General features: G+C 76.8%; 2 protein-coding genes. Both read right to left on the bottom strand.

From position 1 onward, the window contains the following. On the bottom strand, positions 1-5,918 hold a 5,918-nt coding region (locus ACFYYW_RS30930), incomplete at its 3' end, for an amino acid adenylation domain-containing protein (protein ID WP_387653809.1). Beyond that, positions 5,915-10,699: an amino acid adenylation domain-containing protein gene (locus ACFYYW_RS30925; RefSeq protein WP_387653806.1), complete on the bottom strand. Its 4,785-nt coding sequence runs from the start codon at positions 10,697-10,699 to the stop codon at positions 5,915-5,917. The genes ACFYYW_RS30930 and ACFYYW_RS30925, both read right to left, overlap by 4 nt. Positions 10,700-10,826 lie beyond the last annotated feature (127 nt).

Raw genomic sequence — 10,826 nt, 5'->3', positions numbered from 1 at the left:
TCCTCGTTCGGCGTCGAGGGCGCCGCGTACGCGGCCTGCTCGGCCACCGGCTCGGGCAGGGCGGCCCGGTCGATCTTCCCGTTCGGGTTGAGCGGAAGCCGGTCCAGGGCGACGACGTGCGCCGGGACCATGTAGTCGGGCAGCCGCTCCCGCAGCGCCGAGCGCACGGCCGCGGCCTCCACGGTGGCGGGCGTCACCCAGGCGGCGAGCTGCCTGGCCTTGCCCTCGCCGACGGGCAGCACCACGGCCTCGGCCACCTGGGGCAGCGCCCGCAGCGCGGTGACGACCTCGCCGAGCTCGACGCGGTAGCCGCGGACCTTGACCTGGTCGTCGACCCGGCCGCGGAACTCGATCTGCCCGTCGGCGGTGAGACGCAGCAGGTCGCCGCTGCGGTAGCAGCGTCCCTGGCCGGTCAGCGGGTCGGGGACGAACCGTTCGGCGGTCAGCTCGGGCCGGCCGATGTAGCCGCGGGTGACTCCGGGGCCGCCGACGACCAGCTCGCCGGGCACGCCGGGCGGCACCGGCCGCATTCCGGCGTCCACCAGGTGCCCGTAGACGCCGGGCAGCGGGCGGCCCAGCGGCACGATGCCGGTCCGCCGGTCGGCGGGGATCTCCTCGGTGTCGCACACCAGGCAGATCATCGTGGACTCGGTGTGCCCGTAGTGGCTCTGGATCCGCAGCTCGGGCCGGGCGGCGCGGGCCCGTTCCACCAGGTCCCACGGGCACGCCTCGCCCGCCAGGATCAGCAGCCGGCGCGGCAGCACGGCGGCCAGGTCGCCGCCCGAGGCCAGCAGCTCCAGGTGGCTCGGGACGCACTTGACGACGTCCACCCGGTGCTCGGCGAGGTAGCCGGCGAACGCGGCCGGGTCCATCGCGGTCTCCCGCGGCACCAGGTGCACCGTCCCGCCGGTGGTCAGCGCACCGAACACGCAGGTCAGGCCGAAGTCGGCGGCCGGCGTGGAGACCACCGCGAACGACCCGCCGGGCACGCCGATGCGCGGCAGCATGCCGCCCAGGTAGTTCAGGACGCCGCCGTGCTCGGCGGCCACCGCCTTGGGCGTGCCGGTGGACCCCGACGTGAAGATCACGTGGTGCAGGTGCTCCGGCAGCACGTCCACCCTGGGCCGGGTGTCCGGCAGGGACGGCGGCCGGTCCAGCGCCAGCACCTGCCTGCCGTCCCCGATCAGGGGCGCGAACTCGCTCACCGTCACCACGGCGCGCACCCCGGCGGCCTCCAGCATCGCGGCGATCCGCGCCGCCGGGTACGCCGGGTCCATCGGCAGGTAGCCGCCGCCCGACTTCTGGATGCCGAACAACGCGCACGCCAGGTCCGCCCCCGGCTCCAGCAGCACGCCGACCGGCTCGTCGGCGCTCACCCCGGCTTGGATCAGCCAGTGCGCGATGCGGTTGGCGGCCGACTCCAGCTCCGCGTAGGTCAGGGCGCGGTCGGCGCCCACCACGGCGGGCGCGTCCGGAGTGGTGTCCACCCAGCGTTCGATCAGGTGGTGCACCGCCCCGGCGGGCGGCTCCGGCGGCGGCCCGCCGGCCAGCGCCGGGCCGGTCACCGGCTCCAGCGGCACCGCGCCCACCGGCGCGTCCAGGTCGGCGAGCAGCCCGTCGAGCTGGGCGGCGTACCAGCGGGTCAGCTTGGCCGCGGTGCCCGGTTCGAAGAGGTCCGTCCGGTAGGCGAGCCCGCCGCGCAGCGGCGCGCCCGGCCCGTCGTCCACGACGTGCCAGCTCAGGTCGAACTTGGTGGTCAGCTCCGGCAGGTGGATCTCGGACGCCTCCAGGCCGGGCAGCTTCGCCCCGGCCACGCCGGGGACGTAGTTGAGCATCACCTGGAACAGCGGAGTGGCGGCCAGGTTCCGCTCCGGCCGCAGCCGGTCCACCACCCGGTCGAACGGCGTGCCCGCGTGCGCGAGCGCGCCCAGCGCGGACTCCCGCGCGCGGGCCAGCAGGTCGCGCCCGGTCGGGTCGCCGCCCACGTCGGTCCGCACGACCACGGTGTTGAGGAAGCAGCCCACCACGCCTTCGGTGTCCGGGTGGTCGCGTCCGGAGACCGGCACGCCGACCGCGATGTCCGCGCTCGCCGACAGCCGGGCCAGCAGCGCCTGCAACCCGGCCAGCAGCACGATGAACGGCGTGGACCGGTAGGCGGCGGCCACCGTCCTGATCCGCTCGCTCAGCTCAGCCGGGAGCTCCAGGTCGAGCGCGGCTCCGCCCGGGTCGGGCACCGCGGGGCGCGGCCGGTCGGTGGGCAGGTCGAGCACCGGCGGCAGGCCGTCCAGGTGCCCGGCCCACCAGTCCAGGTCGGCCGGGTCGGGGACGGGCGACACCTCGGCGTACTGCGCCGGGGGCGGGTCGAGCGGCGGGCGCAGGCCCAGGCGGGCGGCGTACAGGCCGGACAGCTCCGCCAGCAGCAGCCCGCGCGTCCACGCGTCGGTGGCGATGTGGTGGAAGGTGAGCGAGAGCACGTGCTCGTCCTCGTCCCCGGGATCGCCGACGGCGAGCAGCACCGCCCGCATCGGCGGCTCGCGGTCCAGCGCGAACGGCGTCGCCAGGTGCCCGGCCAGCACGTCCTCGACCTCGGACCGGTCCACGCGCGCGGTGGAGACGGGCACCTCGGCGGCGTCCCGCACCACCATCACCGGCTCGGGGCCGGAGTCGTCGACCACGCCGCGCAGCACGTGGTGCCGTCCGGCCAGGTCGCGCACCGCGTCCAGCAGCGCCTCCGCGCGCAGCGGGCCGCGCAGCCGCAGCGCCACCGGCACGTTGTAGGCGCTGCTGTCCGGTTCGAGCTGCGCCAGGAACCACAGCCTGGCCTGCACCCCGGACAGCGGCACCGGCCCGTCCGCCGGCGCGCGCCGCACGCACGCCGCAGCGGCCGGACGGGGCAGCGCGGCGGCCAGGTCGGCCAGCACCGGGTGCTCGAACAGCAGCCGCACCGGCACCGCCGCGCCCAGCCGCTCCCGCAGCCGCCCGGCCACCCGGGTCGCGGCGAACGAGTGCCCGCCGAGGGCGAAGAAGTCGTCGTCCGCCCACACCTCGGCGAGTTCGAGCACGTCGGCCCAGACCTCGCCGACCAGGCGCTCGGCGGGCGTGCCCAGCGGCACCCGCACCGCGGGCGCCGCCTCGGGCACGGGCAGCGCCGCCCGGTCCACCTTGCCGTTCGGCGTGAGCGGCAACGCCTCCAGCACGCCGATCGCGGCCGGCACCATGTAGTCGGGCAGCCGCTCGCGCAGCGCCGAGCGCACGGCCGCGGCCTCCACGGTCGCGGGCGTCACCCAGGCGGCCAGGCGGCGCTCCAGGCCGTCGCCGACCGGCTGCACGTACGCCTCCGCGACCTGCGGCAGAGCCCGCAACGCCGCGACGACCTCGCCCAGCTCGACGCGGAAGCCGCGCACCTTCACCTGGTCGTCGATGCGTCCCAGGAACTCGATCAGCCCGTCCCCGGTCACCCGGACCCGGTCGCCGGTGCGGTACCAGCCGCCGGTGAAACGCTCCGCGGTGAGGTCGGGACGGCCCAGGTAGCCGCGGGCCACGCTCGGCCCGCCGATCCACAGCTCACCGGGCACGCCGGGCGGCAGCGCCCGTCCGGACGGGTCGGCCACCCGGCACACCACGTCGGCCAGCGGGCGGCCCAGCGGCGCCCGGCCCGGACCCAGCTCGGCCAGCGCCTCGCCCGCGTCGCAGGCCAGCACCGACACCGTGGTCTCGGTCGGGCCGTAGTGGATCTGCACCTCCAGGTCCGGCCGCGCCGCCCGCACCCGCGCGACGAGGTCCGCCGGCACCGCCTCGCCGGCCAGGATCAGCAGCCTGCCGGGCAGGGCGGCCGTGCCGAGGAGTTCGAGCTGGCTGGGCACCATCTTGATCGCATCCACCGGGTGCGCCGCCAGGCGGGCGGCGAACGCGGCCGGGTCGGTGGCCGTCTCGTGGTCGATCAGGTGGAGGGTGGCGCCCGTGGTCAGCGCGCACCACACGTTCGTCATGCCCAGGTCGGCGGCCGCGGTGGAGACCAGCGCGAACGACGTCAGCCCCGCGGGGAGGACCTCGGCCACCGCGCCGAGGTAGTGCGTGATGTGCCGGTGCTCGACCGCGACGCCCTTCGGCCGCCCGGTCGAGCCCGAGGTGTAGATCACGTACGCCAGGTGCTCGGGCCGCACCGCCACGCCGGGACGCTCGCCGGACGCCTCCGCCGCGGCGGCGAGCTCGGCGCCGGCGAGCACGATCCGCGCTCCGGCGTCGGCCACCACCGCCTGGTTGCGCCGCTCCGGGTAGACCGGGTCGAGCGGCAGGTAGGCGGCGCCCGCCTTGAGCACGCCGAGCATGGCGACCACCAGCTCCGGCCGCCGCTCCAGCAGCACGCCGACCGGCTCCTGCGGCCGCACCCCGTTCTCCAGCAGCCAGTGGGCCACCTGGTTGGCGCGGCGGTCCAGCTCCGCGTAGCTGAGCGGGCCGACCGCGACCGCGTCGGGACGGGCGTCGGCCATGCGCTCGACCAGCGTGTGCAGCGGCACGTCCACGGGCAGGACGGCGTCCGGGCCGCGCAGGTCGTCGCCGGCCGGCAGCCGCACCGGCGCGCCGGGGTCGGTGAGCATGCCGTCCAGCAGCTCCAGGTACCAGCCGGCGAGCCGGCGCACGGTGGCCTCGTCGAACAGGTCGGTGCGGAAGCGTAACTCGCCCGAGAAGCGGGTGCCGTCGTCGCCGAGCTCCAGGTTCAGGTCGAACTTGGCGGTCGGCGCAGGCGGCGTCCCGGTCTCGACCGCCAGCCCCGGCAGCGACGGCGGCGTGCCGGTGTCGTAGACGTTGAGCATCACCTGGAACAGCGGCGTGACCGCGAGGTTCCGCTCCGGCTGCAGGCGCTCCACGACCCGCTCGAACGGCGTGCCGGCGTGCGCGAACGCGTCCAGCGCCGCCGTGCGCGCCCGCGCCAGCAGCTCGGCGCCGGTCGGGTCGCCCGAGGTGTCGCCGCGCACCACCAGCGTGTTGATGAAACAGCCGACGACCCGCTCGGCGTCGGGGTGGTGGCGGCCCGCGTGCGGCACGCCGACGGCGATGTCGTCCACGCCGGACAGGCGGCTCAGCAGCGCCTGCAGCCCGGCCAGGAACACCATGAACGGCGACGTCCCGGCCACCGCGCGCACCTTCGCCGACAACGCCTCGGGCACCTCCACCGCGACCGCCGCCCCCTCCCAGGTGGGGACGGCCGGGCGCGGGCGGGCGAGCGGCAGGTCGAGCACCGGCGGCAGGCCCGCCAGGCGAGCGGCCCACCAGTCGAGGTCAGCGTCGGGCCGCCCGGCCTCCCACGCGGCGACGTCCGCGTACTGCAGGGCCGGGGGAGCGGGGGGCGGCTCCAGGCCGAGGCGGGCGGCGTACAGGTGGGCGAGATCGTCCAGCAGCACGCGTTCCGACCAGGCGTCGGTGGCGATGTGGTGCAGGGTGAGCGCGAGCACGCACTCCTCGTCGCCGAGCCGGTAGAGCGTGGCCCGCAGGGGCGGCTCGGCGTCCAGCCGGAACGGCCGCCAGGCGTGTTCGGCCAGCTCCCGTTCGAGCTCCGCCGGGCCCGCGTCCGACAGGTCGACCACGGGCACCGGCACGGCGGCGACGGGTCGCACGCGTCCGTCCTCGATGACGCCGCGCAGGATCCAGTGCCGCTCGGCCAGGTCGGCCGCCGCGCCGGTGAGGGCGGGGACGTCCACCGGGCCGCGCAGCCGCAGCGTCAGCGGCACGTTGTAGGCGGGCGTGCCGGGTTCGAGCTGGGCCAGGAACCACAGCCGCTCCTGCGCCGGCGACAGCGGCATGTCCGCGGCCGACGTAGCCGGGATCCGGGGGACGGCGGCCTGCTCCTTCTGCTTCAGGGCGGCGGCGAGCCTGGACCGGACGAGTTCGGCGATCCGGTCCTCACGTACCTCGGTCATCCCTCGTTCCCCTCGATCAGGTCGGCGGCCAGCAGTTCCTCCAGCGCGGTGGCGAAGTCGGCCAGCACCGGCCGGTCGAACACCAACCGCACGGGCACGGTGACCTGCAACATCTCGCGCAGGCGGGCGGCCACCCTGGTCGCGGCGAAGGAGGCTCCGCCGAGGGCGAAGAAGTCGTCGCCGGCCCACACCTCGGGCCGTTCGAGCACCTCGGCCCAGACGGCGGCCACCAGGAGCTCGGCCTCGGTGGCGGGTTCGACCCGCGCCGGGGCCGGGCCGGTGTCCGGCTCGGGCAGCGCGTGGCGGTCGACCTTGCCGCTGGGCAGCGTGGGCAGGGCCGGCAGCACGACCCAGCGGCGCGGCACCATGTGGCCGGGCAGCCGGGACCGGGCGTGCCGCTCGACCGCGGCCAGGTCCGCCGTCTCCGGCGCGACGTAGCCGACCAGGTGGGCCTGCGCGTCCGTGCCCGCCACGGTCACCGCGGCCTCGGCGACCTCGCGCAGCACGGCCTCGACCTCGCCCAGCTCGATCCGGTAGCCGCGGACCTTCACCTGGTGGTCGCGGCGGCCGTGGAACTCCAGCGTGCCGTCCGGCCGCCGGCGCGCCAGGTCGCCGGTGCGGTAGCAGCGGCCGTCCGGCGTGAACGGGTCGGCGACGAAGGCGGCCGCGGTCAGGTCCGGACGGCCCCGGTAGCCGCGGGCCACCCCGGCGCCGCCCAGCAGCAGCTCGCCGACCGCGCCCGGCGGCACCAGCCGCAGCCGCGCGTCGACCACGTACGCCCGCTCGCCCGGCATCGGCGACCCGATCGGCACCCGGTCGCCCTCGTGCGCGCGCACCCGGTGCAGCAGGGAGGTGACGGTGGTCTCGGTGGGCCCGTAGGCGTTCCACAACTCGCCGACGCGCAGCAGGACCTGCTCGGCCAGCGCCGGGTCCAGCGACTCCCCGCCGGCGACGGCGCGCAGCGCGGGGTCACCCGCCCAGCCGGCCGCGATCAGCATCCGGTACGCGGTCGGCACCAGGTCGACCACCGTGGCCCCGCTGGTGGCGATCAGCTCCGCCAGCGCGTGCCCGTCGGTGGCCGTGGCCCTGTCCACCACCACGGACGTGCCGCCGGCGGCCAGGACGCTCCACAGCTCGGAGGCGGAGACGTCGAAGCTCAGCGGCGCGACCGCGGGCTGCACGTCGGCCGGGCCGAGGCGGAGCGTCGAGATCATGCCGGCCACGAGGGCGGCCAGGGCGCCGTGGGTGACCTCGACCCCCTTGGGCGTGCCGGTGGAGCCGGAGGTGTAGGTGACGTACGCCAGGTCCTCGGCGCGCACCTCGGGAAGGTCCGCGCGGGGGCCGGCCGCGAGCCGGTCCGCGTCGAGAGGCACCGGCCCGTCCCCGCCGGGCGCCGTCTCCAGGGGCGCCGTCTCCAGGGGCGCCGTCTCCAGGGGCGTCTCGCCGCGGGTGAGGACCACGCGGGCGCCCGCGTCCGCGGCCAGCAGGCGCAGCCGCTCGGCCGGGTGTTCCGGGTCCAGCGGCAGGTACGCCGCACCCGCCCGCCACACGCCCAGCAGCGCCGCGGGCAACATCTCGTCCCGCGGCACGTGGACGCCGACCACGTCGCCGCGCGACACGCCGTGCGCCAGCAGCCCGGCCGCGATCCGGTCGGCGCGGTCGTTCAGCTCGGCGTGGCTCAGGGTGACGCCGTCCGGGCCGACCACCGCCCTGCCCGCCCCGCCCGCCGTGCCGGTGGCGTGTGCGGCGAGCGACAGCGGCACCGGCGGCAGGTCGTCCGGCAGCAGGGGGCCGGCCGCGCGGGCCAGCAGCGCGGCGCGTTCGTCCGGGGTGACCGGCTCGAACGTGGCGATCGCCAGGTCCGGCTCGGCCACCACGCGGCGCAGCAGCCACAGCAGCCGGTCCAGGTACGCCCCGGCCGCCTCCCGGCCGAGCAGCGCGACCGCGTACTCCAGGTGCAGCTCGGCGCCGGCGGCCGTGCGGTTGACGAGCACGCTGAACTCGTGGACCGCCGCGCCCGGACCGATCTCGGTCAGCAGTTCGAGGCAGCCGGCGCGCACCGGCACCTCGGCGTGCTGCATGGCCAGCAGCACCGGGGCGCGGGGCACGTCGGCGGGCGGGACCTCCTGGTGGACCAGCGCCCGCGTGGCGGCCTGCCCGGCCTGCCGGACCAGGTCGCGGAAGGTCGGCGCGGCGTCCGGCCGCAGCCGCACCGGCACGGTGTCGATCAGCGGCCCGACGACCCGGGCCAGCTCCGGCCGGGCGCGCCGCGCCGCGACCATGCCGACCAGCGTGTCCGGCTCCCCGGCGACCAGGGCGAGCGCGGCCAGGTAGACCGCGTACGGCGTCGCGCCGCACGCGCGGGCCAGCGCGGCCACGCCGTCCGTGAACTCCTCGGTGAGCGGCCTGATCACCCGGCACGTCGTCAGGTCGCCGGGCGGCGGCCCCGCCACCGGCGCCCCCGCCAGCTCGCCGCGCCAGAACTCCCGCAGCCGCGCGAGGTCGGGCCGGTCCTCCTGCTCGCGCACCGCCACGTCGCCGAGCTGCACCGCCGGCTCGGGGACGGGCTCGCCCGCCAGCTCGGCGGCCAGCTCGTCCATCAGCACGCCGGTCGAACCGCCGTCGAAGGCGATGTGGTCCGTCACGAGCACCAGCTCGGCCACGCCCTCTCCGACGGGGCACAGGCTCGCGCGCAGCAGCGGCACCTCGGTCGTCACGTCGAACACGTGCTCCACCGCGGCCCGCGCCACCTTCACCGGGTCCGCGCCCGCCGGATGCTCGACCAGGGGGACGGCGACGGGCGGGTGCACGACCGCGTACGGGACGCCGTCCTCGCCGACGGAGACCGTGCTGCGCAGGGCCTCGTGCCGGCGCAGGACCGCGTCCAGCGCCCGGCGCAGCGGCGCGCTCCCGCTCAGGCCGCGCACGCGCAGCCGGATCGACACGGTGGTGACCGGGCTGTGCGGGTGGAGCTGGCGCAACGTCCAGAACTCGCGTTGCGCGGCGGTGAGCGGGTGCCGGGTCCGGCCGGTCCGCCGCACCGGCGCCGATCCCGGCTCGCGCAGGCGCGCCGCCAGCCCGGCCGCGGTCGGCTCGGTCAGGAACGTCGCCAGCGGCACGGTGTGCCCCAGCCGCCGGGACAGCTCGGTCACCACCCGGGCGGCGGCCAGCGAGTGCCCGCCCAGGTCGGCGAACCGGTCGTGCACGCCCACCTCCGGCAGGCCCAGCACGTCCGCGATCACCTCGGCCACCTGGCGCTCGTCGTCCGTCCGGGGCGCGACCGGCGCCGCGGTCCCCGTCCGGGCGGCGCCCAGCTTGGGCAGGGCCGCGCGGTCCACCTTGCCGGTGGGGGCGATCGGCAGGTCGCCGGTCACGCCGATCCTGGCCGGGACCAGGTGGTCGGGCAGCCGGTCACGCAGCCAGTCGCGCAGCTCGGGCTCGCTCACGCCGGAGGCGGCCACGTGCGCGACGAGGTAGGCGATGCCGTCGTCGTCGGTGTGCGCCAGGACGACGGCGCGGCGCACCGCGGGATGGCGGTCCAGCGCGGACTCGACCTCGCCCAGCTCCACCCGGTAGCCGCGGATCTTGACCTGGTCGTCGGCGCGGCCCACGTAGCGCAGCTCGCCGTCCGCCCATCGGACCAGGTCGCCGGTGCGGTAGACGCGGGTGCCGTCCGGGTCGGTGCCGAACGCCTGCGAGTCGTGGCCCAGGTAGCCGCGGGTCACGTTCGGCCCGCCGATCCACAACTCGCCGACCTCGCCCTCGGGGACCGGCCTGCCGTCGGCGTCGCGCACGCTGAGCAGCGCGCCCGCCATCGGCCCGCCCAGCGGCGGGTCGCCCTGGTGGTCGCGGCTCACCTCGAACAGGGTGGAGCCGGTGGTGCACTCGGTGGGGCCGTACATGTTGAGCACGCGGCGCACGCCGGGGTTGGCGTACACGCGCGCGACCAGCGCGGCGGTCAGCCGTTCGCCGCCGGACAGCACCATGCGCACGCTGTCCGGCAGCGGCTCGCGCAGCAGCACCGACAGCGCGGACGGGACGCCGAAGACCGTGCGCACCTCGTCGCGGGCGGGAAGCGTGGGCAGCGCCAGCACGTTGTCCGCCATGATCACGGTCCCGCCCGCGAACAGCGGCGTGAAGATCTGGGTGATCGAGGCGTCGAAGCAGATGGAGGAGCCGGCGAGCATGCCGCTCAGCTCCTCGGCGGTGTAGGCGGACGCCTCCCAGCGCACCAGGTTGAGGGTGTTGCGGTGCTCCACGACCACGCCCTTGGGACGGCCGGTGGAACCCGAGGTGTAGATGACGTACGCGGCGTCGCCCGGTTCGCCGGGCACCCGCGGCCCGTGCGCGGCGGGCGTCACGTCGTCGACGAGCACGGTGTCCGCGCCGGTCGGCGCCGCGGTCTCGCGCCGCGCCGCCGAGGTGACCACCGCGGTCATGGCGGCGTCCTCGGCCATGAAACGTAAGCGCTCGGCCGGGTAGGCCGGGTCCAGCGGCACGTAGGCCGCGCCCGCCTTGAGCACCCCGATCAGCGCGGGCACCAGCCACTCGTCGCGGTCGAGGCAGATGCCCACCAGGTCGCCGCGTCCCACACCCCGCGCGGCCAGGGCGTTGGCGATCCCGTTGGCCCTGCGGTCGAGCTCGGCGTAGGTCATCCGGCTCGTGCCCGCGACGACGGCGAGGCGATCGGGTGTCCGCCGGCACTGCGCCTCCAGGGCCTCGTGGAGGCGTCCCGGCGAGTCGGTGGGAGGGCGGTTCGCGCCCGTCACATCCGTAGTCATGTGTCCTCTTTCCAGCAAAGATCAACGTGCCCGGGTGGGCGGTCCGGAACAGCCCGTTCCTCGGGGACGCACGCGGGCCCGGGCGAGGTCGTCGCTGGGCGCGTGGGGTCGTGCGGGCGGTTCAGTG

The sequence above is a fragment of the Nonomuraea sp. NPDC001831 genome (genome assembly GCF_042892035.1).
Classification (GTDB): domain Bacteria; phylum Actinomycetota; class Actinomycetes; order Streptosporangiales; family Streptosporangiaceae; genus Nonomuraea.
This window is presented reverse-complemented; position numbering and strand designations above follow the sequence as displayed.

What these genes read in the sequence shown, in the direction of transcription:
- ACFYYW_RS30925 (WP_387653806.1), bottom strand. Translation starts at nt 10,699, where the DNA reads ATGACTACGGATGTGACGGGCGCGAACCGCCCTCCCACCGACTCGCCG.